The 14,803-nt window shown below is 66.8% G+C and carries 14 protein-coding genes, 1 tRNA gene and 1 pseudogene; 12 read left to right on the top strand and 4 right to left on the bottom strand.

The window, feature by feature from the left end:
- Positions 1-77 precede the first annotated feature (77 nt).
- The 5 genes from HNP02_RS09840 to HNP02_RS09820 are packed head-to-tail and all read left to right on the top strand — an operon-like array spanning position 78 to position 4,848.
- Entirely contained in the window at positions 78-1,559 is a 1,482-nt protein-coding gene (locus HNP02_RS09840) for an APC family permease (RefSeq protein WP_184437547.1), read from the top strand.
- Complete coding sequence (locus HNP02_RS09835) at positions 1,552-2,244, top strand: SDR family NAD(P)-dependent oxidoreductase (RefSeq protein ID WP_184437545.1); 693 nt, start codon at positions 1,552-1,554, stop codon at positions 2,242-2,244. Before HNP02_RS09840 ends, HNP02_RS09835 begins: the two co-directional genes overlap by 8 nt.
- The gene (locus HNP02_RS09830; RefSeq protein ID WP_184437543.1) at positions 2,241-3,005 is read left to right on the top strand and encodes an SDR family NAD(P)-dependent oxidoreductase; all 765 of its coding nucleotides are present in this window, start codon (positions 2,241-2,243) and stop codon (positions 3,003-3,005) included. Before HNP02_RS09835 ends, HNP02_RS09830 begins: the two co-directional genes overlap by 4 nt.
- Complete coding sequence (gene speB, locus HNP02_RS09825; RefSeq protein ID WP_184437541.1) at positions 3,002-3,988, top strand: agmatinase; 987 nt, start codon at positions 3,002-3,004, stop codon at positions 3,986-3,988. Before HNP02_RS09830 ends, speB begins: the two co-directional genes overlap by 4 nt.
- Positions 3,985-4,848: a polysaccharide deacetylase gene (locus HNP02_RS09820; protein WP_184437539.1), complete on the top strand. Its 864-nt coding sequence runs from the start codon at positions 3,985-3,987 to the stop codon at positions 4,846-4,848. Before speB ends, HNP02_RS09820 begins: the two co-directional genes overlap by 4 nt.
- A 110-nt stretch (positions 4,849-4,958) precedes the next feature.
- Here HNP02_RS09820 and HNP02_RS09815 read toward each other — a convergent pair whose 3' ends face one another.
- Positions 4,959-6,938: an OPT family oligopeptide transporter gene (locus HNP02_RS09815; RefSeq protein WP_184437537.1), complete on the bottom strand. Its 1,980-nt coding sequence runs from the start codon at positions 6,936-6,938 to the stop codon at positions 4,959-4,961.
- Positions 6,939-7,482: 544 nt separating this feature from the next.
- Here HNP02_RS09815 and HNP02_RS09810 point away from each other — a divergent pair.
- A complete protein-coding gene (locus HNP02_RS09810) occupies positions 7,483-8,091 on the top strand; it encodes a DUF1942 domain-containing protein (RefSeq protein ID WP_184437535.1) in 609 nt (202 codons plus the stop codon).
- 266 nt (positions 8,092-8,357) lie between these two features.
- Here the strand turns inward: HNP02_RS09810 and HNP02_RS09800 are convergent, their stop codons facing one another.
- Positions 8,358-8,825: a hypothetical protein gene (locus tag HNP02_RS09800; protein ID WP_184437531.1), complete on the bottom strand. Its 468-nt coding sequence runs from the start codon at positions 8,823-8,825 to the stop codon at positions 8,358-8,360.
- A 167-nt stretch (positions 8,826-8,992) separates the two neighbouring features.
- Here HNP02_RS09800 and HNP02_RS09795 point away from each other — a divergent pair, with 167 nt between their 5' ends.
- Positions 8,993-9,328: an SDR family NAD(P)-dependent oxidoreductase gene (locus HNP02_RS09795; protein ID WP_184437529.1), complete on the top strand. Its 336-nt coding sequence runs from the start codon at positions 8,993-8,995 to the stop codon at positions 9,326-9,328.
- Positions 9,329-9,346: 18 nt separating this feature from the next.
- Complete coding sequence (locus HNP02_RS09790; RefSeq protein WP_184437527.1) at positions 9,347-10,825, top strand: NAD(P)/FAD-dependent oxidoreductase; 1,479 nt, start codon at positions 9,347-9,349, stop codon at positions 10,823-10,825.
- 26 nt (positions 10,826-10,851) lie between these two features.
- On the opposite strand, the gene HNP02_RS09785 is transcribed toward HNP02_RS09790, so the two are convergent.
- Positions 10,852-10,925 (bottom strand) — tRNA-Gly (locus HNP02_RS09785).
- A 64-nt stretch (positions 10,926-10,989) separates the two neighbouring features.
- Complete coding sequence (locus HNP02_RS09780; RefSeq protein ID WP_184437525.1) at positions 10,990-11,340, bottom strand: hypothetical protein; 351 nt, start codon at positions 11,338-11,340, stop codon at positions 10,990-10,992.
- Between the two features lie 88 nt (positions 11,341-11,428).
- Between HNP02_RS09780 and dcd the strand changes: the two genes are divergently transcribed.
- From dcd to HNP02_RS09760, 4 genes and pseudogenes are all read left to right on the top strand, one after another.
- The gene (gene dcd, locus HNP02_RS09775) at positions 11,429-12,001 is read left to right on the top strand and encodes a dCTP deaminase (RefSeq protein WP_184437523.1); all 573 of its coding nucleotides are present in this window, start codon (positions 11,429-11,431) and stop codon (positions 11,999-12,001) included.
- A gap of 11 nt (positions 12,002-12,012) precedes the next feature.
- Positions 12,013-12,165 carry a hypothetical protein gene (locus HNP02_RS09770; protein ID WP_221317450.1) on the top strand — a complete coding sequence of 51 codons (153 nt, stop codon included), beginning with the start codon at positions 12,013-12,015 and terminating at the stop codon, positions 12,163-12,165.
- A gap of 312 nt (positions 12,166-12,477) precedes the next feature.
- Positions 12,478-12,924: pseudogene (locus HNP02_RS09765) on the top strand (ammonia channel protein); the annotation flags it as partial.
- Between the two features lie 205 nt (positions 12,925-13,129).
- Complete coding sequence (locus tag HNP02_RS09760; RefSeq protein WP_184437521.1) at positions 13,130-14,764, top strand: hypothetical protein; 1,635 nt, start codon at positions 13,130-13,132, stop codon at positions 14,762-14,764.
- Positions 14,765-14,803 lie beyond the last annotated feature (39 nt).

The raw sequence follows: 14,803 nt of genomic DNA, 5'->3' as shown, positions 1-14,803 counted from the left end.
CTTCGGCAGATCAGCTGGCGCTGGCGCTGACCGGGCGTGATAGTTCCTGCCACCAGTGTCGAGAAGTGGGAGCAGACATGTCGTCATCGATCATCCCCGCCGAGCAGCCCCAGCTGTTGCGCAGAGAGTTCTCGTTGTGGTCGGCGTTCGCCTTCGCCTTCGCATTCATCTCGCCGATCGTGGCGCTCTACGGCATCTTCGCCTTGGCGATCTCCGCCGCGGGCCCCAGCTTCTGGTGGGGCTTCCTTCTGGTGTTCGGAGGGCAGCTCCTCGTCGCGCTGGTCTTCGCCGTGCTGGTGTCGCGCTGGCCGCTGGAGGGGTCGATCTACCAGTGGTCGCGCCGCCTGCTCGGCACGACGTACGGCTGGTTCGCCGGCTGGGTCTACATGTGGACGCTGGTGATCGCGATGGCGACCGTGGCGATCGGAGCGGCCGGCTTCATCGCCAACATCGTCGGGGTGGAGGCGCCGTCCGGGGGGACACTCGCGCTGATCGCGTTGGTGATTCTGCTGGCAGGTACTGCGGTCAACCTGATTGGGCGGCGCGCACTGAAGATCTTCATGGTCGGCAGCATCATCGCCGAGGTGATCGGCTCGGTCGGGCTGGGTACCTGGCTGCTGCTGTTCCATCGACACAACTCACTGTCGGTGCTGTTCGAGGGCGGTGGTCCACAGGTGAGCCCATGGACGTACCTGAGCGGCCCGTTCCTGATGGCGGTCGCGTTCATCGGCTGGTCCTTCGTCGGCTTCGAAAGTGCCGGTGCCATCGCCGAAGAGGTGCACGAACCGCGCCGAGACCTGCCGAAGGCTGTGCTGTTCTCACTGGTGTTCATCGCCGTGGTGGTGGTGTACTCCAGCCTCGCGATCATCCTGGCCATCCCGGATCTGGGCGCGGTGGCCGACGGTACGGTGGCCGACCCGGTGTACGACACCTTGACCGCGGCGCTGGGTGCAGGCATCGCCAAACCCGTTGAGGTGCTGTTCGTCATCGGCTTCCTTGCCAGTTTCCTTGCCCTGCAGACCTCGGCATCGCGGGTCATCTGGGCCTATGCCCGCGACGGCGCGTTGCCCGCGGCCCGTGCGTTGGCGCAGCTGCGGGGCCAGGCGCGCATCCCCGTGATGGCGGTCCTGGTCACCACGGTGATCGGCGCGGCTCTGTTCCTGTTGAGCATCGTCGCCAGCGACGTCTACACGCTGATGGTCAACTTCACCGCGGGCGGTTTCTACCTGGCGTTCCTCTTCCCTCTGATCGGGTTCCTGGTGGTGCTGCTGCGCGGAGCATGGACGTCCGCCACGTTCTCGCTGGGTCGCGCGGCACTGCCGGTAGCGGTGGTTGCTGCGGTGTGGGCGGTGCTGCAGTTCCTCAACATCGCTTGGCCGCGACCAACTTTCGAGCAGCGTTACCTGGACTGGTCGGTGTGGATCGGCGTTGTGGTGCTTGGGGTGATCGGCGCCGCCATCCTGGCGAGCGTGCGAGCCCGGATCCTGGGCACGTCGGTGATCGACGACATCGAAGCCAGTGACGAACAGGCCGACGATCGGGCGTTCTCCGGTGAGTGATCGTCCGGTGGCGCTGGTCACCGGCGGGGCGAGCGGTATCGGCGCCGCCGCCGTCGAGGCACTGGCCGGGCGCGGCTTCGTCGTGGGCTGTCTCGACCTCAATCCTGCTGGCTCGGACCATGCTGTTGCGGTTGATGTTTCGGATTCGACCGCGGTCGCTGCCGCGGTATCCCAGATTCGCGACCGGCTCGGTCCCATCAGTGCGGTGGTGACGTCGGCGGGCTACTACGAGATGGCGCCGGTCGCCGAGATCAGTGCCGATGCGTGGCGACGGATGCTGCGCGTCCACCTGGGCGGTCTGGTGAACGTGGCGCGGGCGACGCTGCCCGACCTGGTCGAGCAGCGTGGCGCACTTGTGGCGGTGGCGAGCGAGCTCGCCGTTGGCGGCGGCGATCAGGATGCGCACTACGCCGCTGCCAAGGGTGCGATTCTCGGGTTCGTCCGCAGCCTCGCCGCCGAGGTGGCAGGACACGGCGTGCGAGTCAACTGCGTCGCCCCCGGGCCGACGGACACACCGCTGCTGGCCACCGATTCTCCTTGGCGCGCAGACGATTACCTGAGAACGCTGCCGCTGCGACGGCTGGCCACCCCGCAGGAAGTGGCGCGCTGCGTCGAATATCTGGTCTGTGATGCGACGTTCAGCGTCGGCGAGGTCGTCAACGTCAACTCTGGAGCCGTCATATGAGTACCAAGCTGGATGGCCGGGTGGCTCTGGTCACCGGCGCCGCTCGGGGGATGGGCGCTGCACACGCCCGGCGCTTGGCGGCCGCGGGAGCGACGGTGGCGGTCAACGACATCCGCGACAGTGCTGAGCTGGCTGCCCTTGCCGACGAGATCGGTGGGCTAACTGCTGCCGGTGATGTATCCGATCCGGCCGAATGCGTGCGCATGGTCGCGGGCGTCGTGCAGGCGGCGGGTCGTCTCGACGTCCTGGTGGCCAACCACGCCTACATGACGATGGCGCCGCTGCTCGACCACGACGACGCCGACTGGTGGAAAGTGGTGGACACCAACCTGAGTGGCACGTTCTATCTGGTTCAGGCGGTACTTCCGCACATGCGTGACGCGGGAGCCGGGCGGATCGTGGTGGTCAGCAGCGAGTGGGGAATCACCGGGTGGCCGGAGGCGACCGCGTACGCAGCGTCGAAGTCCGGGCTCATCTCGTTGGTCAAGACACTGGGCCGTGAGCTGGCGCCCGATCACATCATCGTGAACGCCGTCGCACCCGGAGTCACCGACACCCCGCAGTTGCAGGTGGACGCCGACGCCGCCGGAGTGGAACTGGAAGCGATACACAGGCACTACGCGTCGTCGATCCCCTTGGGGCGGATCGGATTTCCCGATGAGGTGGCCGCCGCGGTCGAGTTGTTGTCCGACTTCGACGTGGAAGCGGTGGTCGGTCAGGTGATTTCGTGTAACGGCGGCTCGACACGGTCGAGAGCATGAGGGAGGCAGCAGAGGTGCACAACCAACCGCATGTCCAGACGGCGACGGGAATCGTGGGGCAGGTCGACGCGCGGGCTGTGCCGCGCTACGCGGGCATCGGAACGTTCGCGCGATTGCCGCAGCGCCACGAAGTCGGCGACTACGACATCGCCGTGGTGGGCGTGCCGTTCGACAGCGGAGTGACCTATCGCCCTGGTGCCCGGTTCGGACCTGCCGCGATCCGCCAGGCCTCGCGGTTACTGAAGCCCTATCACCCCGCGCTGGACGTGGCTCCCTTCGCCACCGCGCAGGTCGTCGACGCCGGTGACATCGCGGCCAACCCGTTCGACATCGACGCAGCCGTCGACGAGATCCGCGCAGGCATCCTTGGTCTGCTCACCAGACCCGAGCAGCGAGTGGTCCTGCTCGGCGGGGACCACACCATCGCGCTGCCCGCCCTGCAGGCCATGAACGAGGTCCATGGCCCGGTAGCGCTGGTGCACTTCGACGCTCACCTCGACACCTGGGATACCTACTTCGGCGCGCCCTGTACTCACGGCTCGCCGTTCCGGCGCGCGTCGGAACAGGGCCTGTTGGTCAAGGACCACTCCGCGCACGTCGGTATCCGCGGCTCGCTGTATGACCGGGCGGATCTGCTCGAGGACGCCGAACTCGGTTTCACCGCAGTGCATTGCCGCGACATCGATCGCATCGGGGTCGACGGCGTGATCGAGCGGGTGCTGGCCCGGGTGGGTGAGCACCCGGTGTACGTGTCCATCGACGTCGACGTGCTGGATCCGGCGTTCGCGCCGGGGACCGGGACGCCCGAGATCGGCGGGATGACCAGCCGTGAACTGGTGGCGGTGCTTCGGGCGATGCGTGCACTCGACATCGTCGGTGCGGACGTGGTGGAGGTGGCGCCGGCCTACGACCAGGCCGAGATCACTGCCGTCGCAGGAGCCAACCTTGCTTACGAGCTGATCACGCTTATGGTCGACGCATGAGTCAAATACGTTGGCCGGACGGTAAAACCGCGGCGGCGGCCTTCACCTTCGACGTCGATGCCGAGTCGGCCGTGTTGTGGGACAACGAGGCTGTCGGCGCACGGATGAGCGTGATGAGCCATCAGGCCTACGGTCCGCTCGTCGGGGTACCGCGCATCCTGGATCTGTTGGAGCGACACCAGATCGCCTCGACGTTCTTCGTGCCAGGCCATACCGCCGATCGCTATCCGGAGGCGATCCGCAGCATCGTGGCCGCCGGGCACGAAATCGCCCACCACGGTTATCTGCACGAGCAGCCCACCAAACTGACCCTCGAGCAGGAGATCGACGTGCTCGACCGGGGTCTGGCTGCCCTCGCCGACGTCGCGGGAGTGCGGCCGTCGGGGTACCGGGCGCCGATGTGGGACTTGTCGTGGCGCACCCCGGCGCTGCTGGCCGAGCGCGGCTTCCTCTACGACTCGAGCCTGATGGACTCCGATCACCCCTACGAGCTGGCGATCACCCCCGGCGCCGACCGGTCGCTCGTCGAGATCCCGATCCAGTGGGCGCTCGACGACTGGGAGCAGTACTGCTATCTGCCCGACGTCTCCGGCAGCGGGCTGATCGAGAGCCCGCGGAAGGCGCGCGAGATCTGGCAGCTCGAATTCGACGGCCTGCGAAGGGTCGGCGGCTGCTGGGTGCTCACCAACCATCCGTTCCTGACCGGGCGGCCGTCACGCGCCGCCGAACTCGACGACCTGATGCGCTACGTCCTCGAGCACGACGACGTCTGGACCACCAACCTCGCCGCCATCGCCGAACACGTGCGGACACTGCAGCTTTCACCGCGGTCGATCACGCCACCCGACGTGCCGCGCTAACGTACGGCGCAAGAGATCTCAATGGCCCCGGTTGTGCTGCTCGGGCGTCTCGTAGGGATCGATTTGCACGGGGGCCCAGCGACAAATCGGCAGGCTAGAAGGCAGCGCCCCTAGCATTCAGCGCCCGACAATCGCCGAGTCCACTTGTACAGACCGGCTAGAACGGCCACGAACAGGACCACGCCCAGGATCTCGGCCCAGTTCTCGAATCCGTCACCAACGATCGCGAGCGGGGAATCGCTGCCGGAACCCGCGACGATGCCCGCGAACACCACACCGAACAAGCTCTCGCCGACGATCAGGCCCGTTGCCATCAGCACGCCGAGGCGCTTCTTCTGCTCGACGTCGCCGCCCGTGCGGTCCGCCCACTTGTCGTAGAAGCGGCCCAGCAGCGCGCCGAGCGGAATGATCAAGGTCAGCGACATCGGGAGGTACATGCCCATCCCGACGGCCAGCGGCGGCAGGGCGAACTTCGTCGTCCGCTTCAGCACCTCGTCGATCGCGATCACGACGGCACCGATGGCGACGCCGAGACCCAAGAGGCCCCAATCCAAGTCGCCGCCGAAGACGCCCTTGGCGAGCGAGGAGATCAACGCCGCTTGCGGTGCGGAAAGCGCGTTCTCACCGGCGCCCGGTGCGCCGGCGAAACCGAACGCGGTGTTCAGCAGGGTGAGCACGGGGGGAATCACCAGCCCGCCGAAGACGACGCCGATCACCAGCGCGACCTGCTGCCGCCACGGTGTTGCGCCGACGAGCTGGCCGGTCTTGAGGTCCTGAAGGTTGTCGTTGGAAATGGTGGCGATGCCGAACACGATCGCCGTGGCGAACAACGCGTAGGCCACCAATCCCAACGTCTGTTTGGCGTCGTCGCTGCGCCCGTGCACCAGCACCAACGTCAGCGACGCGGCGACGACGACCAGAATGCCGAGCCCCGATATCGGGCTGTTGGACGAACCGATCAGGCCGGCCATGTAACCGGCGACGGACGCGAGAATCGCGCCGAGCACGACGACGAACAGCAGCGTCACCGCGATGATGAGCGGCGTATTGCCGCCGATCTGCGTGCTCGCGAGGAACCACCAGAGCAGCAGCCCGATGGGGATCAGCGACGCCGCGATCGTACCGCCGACGATCCAGATGGGCAGGTCCCGTTCGGTCAGCTCCACCTCGGTTCCGCTGCGGCGCAGGCGCGTTGAGGCGGCGGCCGCGCGGATTCCCCGAACGATCGGGCCGAGGATCTTGAGGAGCGTCCAGATGGCCGCGATGGCGATGGCACCAGCGCCGACGAACCGGACGTCATGGGAGAACGTGCTGGACACGACGGTCTTCACGACATCGCCGGCGGCGATGTCACCCCACGTCAGTGTCGGCAGCAACACGAAGTAGGAGATCACCAAACCGACGATCATGGCGAAGCCGACAGTGACACCCACGAGATGGCCGACGCCGATAAGTGCCAGCGAGAGGCTCGCGCCGATCGTCGAACCGCCGGCGCCAAGGCGGAAGTAGACGGCGATGTCGCTGAGAATGACCTTCGTCGCGGCGAGGAGTGAAAACCCGGCTGCCACCAGCGAACCCACCACGATCGCGCGCAGGCTTCGCTTGTTGCCCTCGCCGCCGTCCACGGCGGCCTCGCCGACCTCGAGGACCTCGGCCGCGGCGACACCCTCTGGGTAGGGCAGGTCCGAACCGGTGACCAGAGCGCGCCGCAGAGGCACGGAGTACATCACGCCGAGGACGCCGCCCACGATGCACACGGCCACCGTGATCCAGTACGGAAAGCCCGTCCACCACCCGATCATGATCAATCCGGGGAGGACGAAGATGATCGCGGAAAGGGTCCCTGCTGCCGAGGCAATGGTCTGCACGATGTTGTTCTCGACGATCGTGTGGCCACGGCAGTAGCGCAGGATCGCCATCGAGATGACTGCCGCCGGAATCGCGGTGGCAAACGTCAGGCCGACCTTGAGTCCCAGATAGACGTTGGCTGCGGTGAAGATGAGCGTGATGGCAGCGCCCAGCACCACCCCTCGAAGGGTGAGTTCGCGAACCGACGGAGTGGTTGCCTCCGTGTTGTCGACCTGCGTCATCAATGTCTCCCACCCATTCAGACCCCGCGGTGAACCCGTGCTCGGGGGATGTTAATCCGTGAGGCGACGCATTTCAGGGTGTTGGCTCCCGCCTACGAATCTGACGTTCGTGCACGGAAATCCGGGCTTCGGACCCGCTTGCATTCCGGGGCAACGGTTGCCGGTAAGGAAGTGGGCGGGACCAGTCCGGTGAAAGCCGTTGTCTTGGCACCAATTTCAATCGGTGATCAGAGAAACGTGTTGAATGGTGGTGATCCTGGCAAGCGCGCGCTGCGCTGCGGGGCTTGTGTGAATCTGACGACGGGACACGCCGGAAGGGCGTCGCAGGATGCACGAATGGTGCGGGGGACATGCCAGGGGGAACTCCAACGAGGCAGAGCTGAGGGGCAACCAATCATGAAGAAGCTGATGATCGCCGTGTTGGCGGTCACCGGGTCGCGCTTGCCAAGCGCGGACCCTGAGGCCTGCTGCGCCAAATAGCCCTTTCACGCTGATACGGCGAGGTAATGTTCGGCCCCGAAGCGTCTGACACAGAGGGGTAAGTATGAAGATTCGGAAACTTGTGGCACCTGTCGGCATCGCTGCGGTCGCGATCGTCGTGGCCACCGGTGTGGCGGTCCCGGCTTCAGCGGCCAACAACATCAAGCCATACGGCGTGCCGGAGTCACTCGAGGATGTCTACGGCAACCCAATGATCACTTACACGGTGAAAGGGCTGAGACCGAGTTCGGACGCCGTGTTTCACAACGGCCGGTTGTATGAAGCAACCGTGACCAACGACGGGGGCGTCCCCATAGCTGCGCTGTTCAACGCCCGCGCTGAGAGCGGGCAGAACTATCGGATCATTGGCGGCGGAATCCCGGGCAAGATCTACTTCGATGTCATTGGTGACACTCCCAACAGCGTCGTCTACAACGATGGTGTCCAGGACTTGATGGTGTGGGTCCCAACGAGCGGTGTAAACGAGGGAATCGGCCCGGAAGCGCCTGGAGATTCCAGCGAGATCATCAGCGGTGCCCCCACCGACGGCGGCGGTGGTGAAGTAGCGAGCGCACCGGCCGCCCCCGATGTCGTCGCGCCACCCCCGTTCCAGCTCACCGAACCGGATGTGGCTCAGCCAGGGTTCAATTCAACTCCCGGCGGGCGTCGCTGATTGTTCCGTAACCTACGGACGATCACTGTGGCCTCGGGTTGGGTAAGCCCTGACTCAGCGGTCTGTACGGCACGTATCTCCGCAACGCGGGGAAGCTCGTCGACCAAGAGTCGAGCGACCGACCGTTCGTCGGCAGCTATCACTAACGCATAAACGCTGTAGCGGCCCGTCGTGATGTGGGTGCTGAACACCTGTGGAACCGAAGCCAACCACGCCACATCAAGCTCCACGCAGCGCGACATACCTGCGCCACCCTCATGCATGCGTTAGGCCCGCGCGCTGCGACCGTTCGCCGAAGCAGGGGCGCGCCGCCGCGCCGCAGCTTTGGCAGGGGTGCGAGCGCGGGTTCGGCTCGCGGGTGGCGCGCCGTTCGTAGCCAACGCTGCGGTCTTGGCCTTCTGCAGCAAGTCGGCAATGAGCGCCTTATCGAACTTCTTCTCGGTGACCTTCGCTCGACTGCGGGCATCCTTCACGACGCGCTTGGCGCCCGTCCGGTCGGCGCGCAGTTGCTTGCGCTGCTTCGCCAGCGCTTTGATCTCCTTCTCCAACTCCGCGGTGCGCGTGATCGCCGCCGCAAGCGCGGCCTTATTGGCCTCGCACTGCAGGGCGTTCGCTTCGAGATCCTTGTCCAGCACGGCCAGCGCGGCTTCCGCGGCGATCGTGGCCTGAACGCGCGCCAGCCACTTGCTCCGGCGCTTGTCCAATACGGGTACGACGTCTGCTGTAGCGGTCATGGGTGCTCCTCATCGGTCGATCAGTGTGAGCGTAGTCACATTGATCAAGGCGGGAACACCCCTGGAGTCGCTGGCGCCACCCGGCGGCGGGCGCGCTCTACGTCGTCGCCGAAGCGATCAACGGCCCAGGACAGCGCAGTGACGAGCTCGAAGAGTTCGTCCTCAACGTGCTCTCGGTCTGGACGCCGATCAACTCGGTGTACGCCGGATCGAAGGCCGCGGCGTGGTCGGCGACCAACGCACTGCGCGGCGAACTGGCGCCGCAGGGCACCGGCGTCACGGGGGTGATCGTCGGCCTGATCGACACCGCGATGTCGGCAGCCTGGGACTTTCCGAAGGTGAGTCCGGCCAGTGTCGTCGCAGTGTCCTACGACGGCGTGGCGCGTGGCGACTTCGAGGTGCTCGCCGATGACGAGAGCCGACAGATCAAGGCACTGCTCAGCGGACGCAGCGAGGACCTCAACGCCTTCGTCACGGAATGGCTGGCCGGCGCCGCGTCCTAATCGTGCGATGGTTTTCGCATGACTGACAGCGTCGCGGTGATCGGCGCCGGCCCCGGTGGGCTAATCACCGCGCGCTGGCTGTCGGCTCAGGGCTTCGAGGTCACGATCTTCGAGTCGGGTACCGAACTCGGCGGTCAGTGGACGGGCGCGCCCGGCCGCAGCGGCGTGTGGCCGGACATGCACGCCAACACCAGTCGGATTCTGACCGCATTCAGCGACCTGTCGCACGACGGCACCGCGACCTTCCCGTCGAATCGCGACGTGCACGACTACCTGCGCCGGTACGCGGAGATGTTCGATCTGGTGCCGCGGTTCGGGGCCGAGGTGCTGCGTCTCAGTCGGGGTTGGATCGTTGAGACCTCCGATGGCTCAGAGCAATTCGACCGGGTGGTGGTCGCCAGCGGGCGATTCCAGAGCCCGGCCATTCCAGCTGTTCCCGGCTTGGACACCTTCGCCGGCGAGGTCGGTTCGACGTTCGCGTTCCGCGATCCCGGCCGGTATCGCGGTAAGCGGGTGCTGGTGGCCGGCTGCGCGGTGAGCGCGCTCGAGATCGCGACGGCGGTCTCCCACGCGGGTGCTGACGTGGTCGTCACGCAGCGCCGGCAGCGCTACGTGCTGCCGAAATTCGCGGCCGGGGTTCCGTCGGACCACCGCATCTTCACCCGCTACGGAGTGTTGGCCGCCGAGACGCTGCCCGCCGCCGAAATCGACCGGCAGCTCAAGGAAATCGTCGTCGAGGCGGGCGGCAGCCCCGAACAGTACGGCGCGCCGGCGCCCGCCCCGTCGCTGTTCGCCGCCGGCGTCACCCTCAGTCAGGACTACCTGCCGCTGGTCGCGGAGGGCCGGATCCGGGTGCGCCCGTGGATGTCGTCCGTGGCCGAACGCGCCGTCTCGTTCGCCGACGGTGCTACGGAGACCTTCGACGCGATCCTCTTTGGTACCGGATTCCGACAGCACATCCCCTTCCTCGATGAGGGCATCAGGGCCACAGTCGATCTCGATGCCGTCCACCTTGACTCGGATCTGCACACGTTCCATCCCGACCTGCCCGGCTTGGCGTTCGTCGGCATGTGGGACCAGTCCGGTGGCTACTTCGTGCCGCTGGAATTGCAGGCCCGCTGGATCGCGTACACCTGGGGAGGGGTGATCCCGTCGCTCGCTCCCGATGTTCAGCGTGCGGCCGTGGCGACCTACCGGGAGCGACGCGGGCTACCGCAGAAGACGCGAATGAACGTGATAGCACTGGCTTTCGCCCGCTTGGCCGGCGTCGAGCCGTCGCTCGCCCGCTGGCCGGAATTGCGTCGATCGCTCCTGTTCGGACCGCTGGCGCCGAGCTGTTTTCGGCTCGAAGGGCCGGACGCACTGCCCGACGCAGCCGAGCGCTTCGCGCGGGATGCGGCGGCTTTCGGGGCGATCACCGACGAGCGTTTGACCGAGCGGGAGGAGCGCTACTGGAACCTGGTCCGTGAGGCGGCGACTCGCGGACCAGGGAGCTGATCGATCCGACGGCTCGTCGATCTTCGTGGAGCCGATGACGGGAATCGAACCCGCGTATTCAGCTTGGGAAGCTGATGTTCTGCCATTGAACTACATCGGCCTGACCAGCAGGGCTGGCGAGTACAAAGGCTAACATTCCCGCCGACGGCAGCGGTGAGACCCGGCTACTGGCTGGCCAGCTGCTCGTCGAGTTGCACCTGTTGCTGGGCAGCCTCGTTCTGCTGCTCGGCTTCCTGCTCGGACTGCAGCATGTTCTGCAAGTCCTGTTGTTCTTGCTGCCGGTTCTGCTCGTCTTCTTCTTCCTGTTCGAGCATGGCGGAGTCGTCGTCATCGGCGTCGGTGGTATCGGTGTCGGGGGCATCGCCGGTGTCGTCCACCAACTGCACGTCCCCGGCCGACGCGGTCACCCCGATCTGCACGTCCTGCTGCCTAGGGGTCGCGACGACGAACGCGAACAAGGTGAGTGTGGCGGCGACGGCGAGCAGCTCCGCCACTCGCATCGATAGCCCCTGCATGCAGTGAGTGTGGCTGCGCCTGCCTTGCGGGGACTAGCGGTGGGGTAAGCAACCGCTGTGAGACCAAGGCACCCGATACGCTCGTCGCGTGCTGCTCTCCGATCGCGACATTCGGGCCGAGATCGCCGCCGGCAGGCTGGGGATCGATCCGTTCGACGACGGCCTGGTCCAGCCGTCCAGCGTCGACGTCCGACTCGACAACCTGTTCCGGGTCTTCAACAACACCCGCTACACGCACATCGACCCGTCGATACGTCAGGACGAACTCACCACCCTGGTCGAGCCGAAGGAGGGTGAGCCGTTCGTGTTGCATCCCGGCGAGTTCGTCCTCGGGTCGACCTACGAACGCTGCACGCTGCCCGACGACCTCGCGGGCAGGCTCGAAGGCAAGTCGTCGCTGGGCCGGCTTGGCCTGCTGACGCACTCCACCGCCGGCTTCATCGACCCGGGCTTCAGCGGTCACATCACCCTGGAGTTGTCGAACGTCGCCAACCTGCCGATCACGTTGTGGACGGGCATGAAGATCGGCCAGCTCTGCTTGCTGCGACTGACCAGCCCCGCCGAGCACCCGTACGGCAGCTCGCAGGCCGGATCGAAGTATCAGGGCCAGCGAGGGCCTACTCCGTCACGCTCGTATCTGAACTTCATCAAGTCCAGCTGAACCCTGAACATATGCTCTTCGGGATCCGAAGGGAGCCCGAAGTGGAATCGGGCTGGCTGACGGTCGAGCAGATCCGGAATGGCTGGCCGACGACGTTCGGCGCCGCGTCGGGTGTGGTCGCCAGCGCGGTCGCCATCACGCCGCCGCCGCCTGCGGCACCGTGAACACCGTTGCCGCCGAGTGTGTTCTAGTGACACGCTCGTGCGGGCGTCCCCTTGCGGGGTTTGGGTTCTGGCTTCACCGCCCACGGCCGCCGCTCTGCACGGGTCGGTCTTACGCGGGCTCGCCAGGCTGGCCGTATCCGCAGGTCTGGCCCGCCGTCTCCAGCGCTACCGCTGGAACTTCTGACGCGCGGCGCCGTGGTCCCGACTGGACCACAACTGGCGCATCCCGGCCAGTCACGGGGATTAACTTGTGCCGCCAGCCTATCGTCGCCCTCCGACAAGCGACGCTAGAGCACACCGAAGTGCACCCAAATAAGCCCAAAGCGGCACCAGTTGGCAACCCTTGGCGCCGTCATCGTCGGCCTGCTGGCCGGAATCGTCTGCTCGTTCGCGATCGGGCTGAAGTTCCGGTTCGGGTTCGACGACTCGCTCGACGTGGTCGGGGTGCACTTCGTCGGCGGGGTCGTCGGCGTCATGCTGATCGGCCTGCTGGCCACCGAGGTCATGACGGCAGGTCCCCAAGGCCTCTTCTACGGCGGCGGCCTGGCGAAGCAGGCACTCGGGGCGGTCGTCGTCGCGGTGTACGCCTTCACCGTGTCGTACGTGTTGGCCAAGGTGATCGACCGCGTGATGGGCTTCCGGGTCAGCGCCGAGGACGAGACGACCGGCGTCGACGTCACCCAACACGCCGAGACCGCGTACGCCGAGGGAGTGCACGGGCACATGCCGTCGCGCCGCCCACGCCCCGAACAAGGCTGACGACCAGCGGCGAAGGGAATCGCGGAAGACGTTCGTCGCCAAGCCGAGTAGGGTCGAAACGCGGGTCGTCGGCCGGTGCATCAGCTAACGCCGCCGGACGTAACGACTGCCCTGGTAGCGACGATGAAACACATAGTCGTCGACTCGCGGTTGATGGGTCGGAATGTCGACATAGGTAGCGTAGCAAACACTTTGGAGGGGTCGAGTGGACATCGTGCTTGGTGTGTCGTTGACACCAAAGACGGTGCGGATGGTGCTGGTCGAAGGCGAAAAGGGCGACGGCGCGATCGTTGACCACGATGACTTCGACGTATCGTCCACCGAGGGTTCAGCAACGTCAGCGGCGGCCGATCAGGTCGTCGCGGCGGTGCTCGGCACCCAGGAGAGTGCCGCCGAGGGCGGACACGTCCTCAAGGCGATCGGCGTCACGTGGAGTGACCGCGTCGAGGCCGCGGCGCTGCGCGACACCTTGGCCGCCCGCGGCATCAAGGACGTCATGTTGGTGTCCGAACTGCACGCGGCGGGCGCGCTGGCGCAGGCCGCGGGTCGCGCGGTCGGATACGAGAGCACCGGGCTGCTGTTCATCGACCGCGATACCGCGACCCTGTCGGTGGTCCGCAGCGACGACGGCTCGATCGTCAAGGTGCTCAGTCGCAGCCTGCACAGCACCGACGCCATGGCGGTCCTCGCTGACATGGTCGCGGCGGTGGAAGCGCAGGACTCCCCGCCGGAGGGCATGTTCGTGGTCGGCTCGGGCGTCGACATCGCGTCGGTGAAGGCGCATCTCGCCGATCTCGTCGCAATGCCGGTCAACGCCCCCGAGGAATCGGGCCTGGCGCTTGCGCGCGGCGCCGCACTCGCTGCGGCCAGCGCGCCGGTGTACGACGCGACCACCGCGGGCCTGGCCTATTCACTGGACCCGGACGGCGCGACGGCCGGTAATCAGAACGTGGTCCTCGCCAACGCCGAGACCGAGATGGCCGCGGTCGGGGCGCCCGCACCGCTGGCCTGGGCCGACGACCTCGAGTTCGACCTGCCGGAGCCCGCCGAGGAGGGCCGCAAGCCGTTCATGCTCGTGGGCAGTGCGCTGACGGCGATCTTCGTCCTCGGTGTCGTCGGCCTGGTCATCTCGTTGGCCGTGAACATCCGGCCCACGGTCGATTCGCGGCCTGACGCAGGGCAGGCCGCGATAGTCCCGAGCGCCGTCCCACCGCCTCCCGCGGCCGTCGAGCAGGCGCAACCCGCGGCTCCACCACCGCCGGCGGAGACCATCCAGGCCCCGATCCCCGTGGTGCAGGAGGCTCCGGCCGCCCCGCCGCGCACGGTGTACGTCGCACCGCCGCAGGCCGCACCGGCACCCGCCCCCGAGGCGCCGCCGCCTGCGCCGGCCGCGCCCCCGCCGGATCCGCCTGCCGCACCGCCACCAGCGGTCCCACCGGTACCGGTGTTCATCCCGCCCTGGCAGCAACAGCCGCAGTACCCCCAGTACCCGCAGTACCCCCAATATCCGCAGTACCCGCAGTACCCGCAACAGCGGCCGCCCTGGCAGCAACAGTGGCCGCAGCGACCGTCGCACGATGACGGCGGCGACTGGCCCCAGTCGCCCCAGTACCCGAACTACCCACAGCAACCTCAACAACCGCAGGAGCCTCAACAACCGCAGTTCCCGTGGCCTGGCAGTGGTGGCGGTTCGGGCGGCTCGGGTGGCTACGGCGGCGGCTCGGGCGGGTCGCACGGCTCGGACGGGTCGCCGGGCAGTAGCGGCGGGGGTGGCGGAGGCGGCTGCTTCCTGATCTTCTGCGCTCCAGGAGGCGGCGGCGGGGGCGGCGGCCGCCATTAGCGGACACCTGCCGTTGGTCTGGCGCTAAGTGTCCCGTAG

The organism is Mycobacterium sp. AZCC_0083 (genome assembly GCF_014202335.1).
Lineage (GTDB): Bacteria > Actinomycetota > Actinomycetes > Mycobacteriales > Mycobacteriaceae > Mycobacterium.
This window is presented reverse-complemented; position numbering and strand designations above follow the sequence as displayed.

Excerpts from the sequence above, each read along its gene's own strand:
- HNP02_RS09820 (WP_184437539.1), top strand. The coding sequence starts at position 3,985 with ATGAGTCAAATACGTTGGCCGGACGGTAAAACCGCGGCGGCGGCCTTC.
- HNP02_RS09790 (WP_184437527.1), top strand. The coding sequence starts at position 9,347 with ATGACTGACAGCGTCGCGGTGATCGGCGCCGGCCCCGGTGGGCTAATC.
- HNP02_RS09840 (WP_184437547.1), top strand. The coding sequence starts at position 78 with ATGTCGTCATCGATCATCCCCGCCGAGCAGCCCCAGCTGTTGCGCAGA.
- HNP02_RS09800 (WP_184437531.1), bottom strand. The coding sequence starts at position 8,825 with ATGACCGCTACAGCAGACGTCGTACCCGTATTGGACAAGCGCCGGAGC.
- HNP02_RS09830 (WP_184437543.1), top strand. The coding sequence starts at position 2,241 with ATGAGTACCAAGCTGGATGGCCGGGTGGCTCTGGTCACCGGCGCCGCT.
- speB (WP_184437541.1), top strand. The coding sequence starts at position 3,002 with ATGAGGGAGGCAGCAGAGGTGCACAACCAACCGCATGTCCAGACGGCG.
- HNP02_RS09770 (WP_221317450.1), top strand. The coding sequence starts at position 12,013 with ATGCTCTTCGGGATCCGAAGGGAGCCCGAAGTGGAATCGGGCTGGCTG.
- HNP02_RS09810 (WP_184437535.1), top strand. The coding sequence starts at position 7,483 with ATGAAGATTCGGAAACTTGTGGCACCTGTCGGCATCGCTGCGGTCGCG.
- HNP02_RS09780 (WP_184437525.1), bottom strand. The coding sequence starts at position 11,340 with ATGCAGGGGCTATCGATGCGAGTGGCGGAGCTGCTCGCCGTCGCCGCC.
- HNP02_RS09815 (WP_184437537.1), bottom strand. The coding sequence starts at position 6,938 with ATGACGCAGGTCGACAACACGGAGGCAACCACTCCGTCGGTTCGCGAA.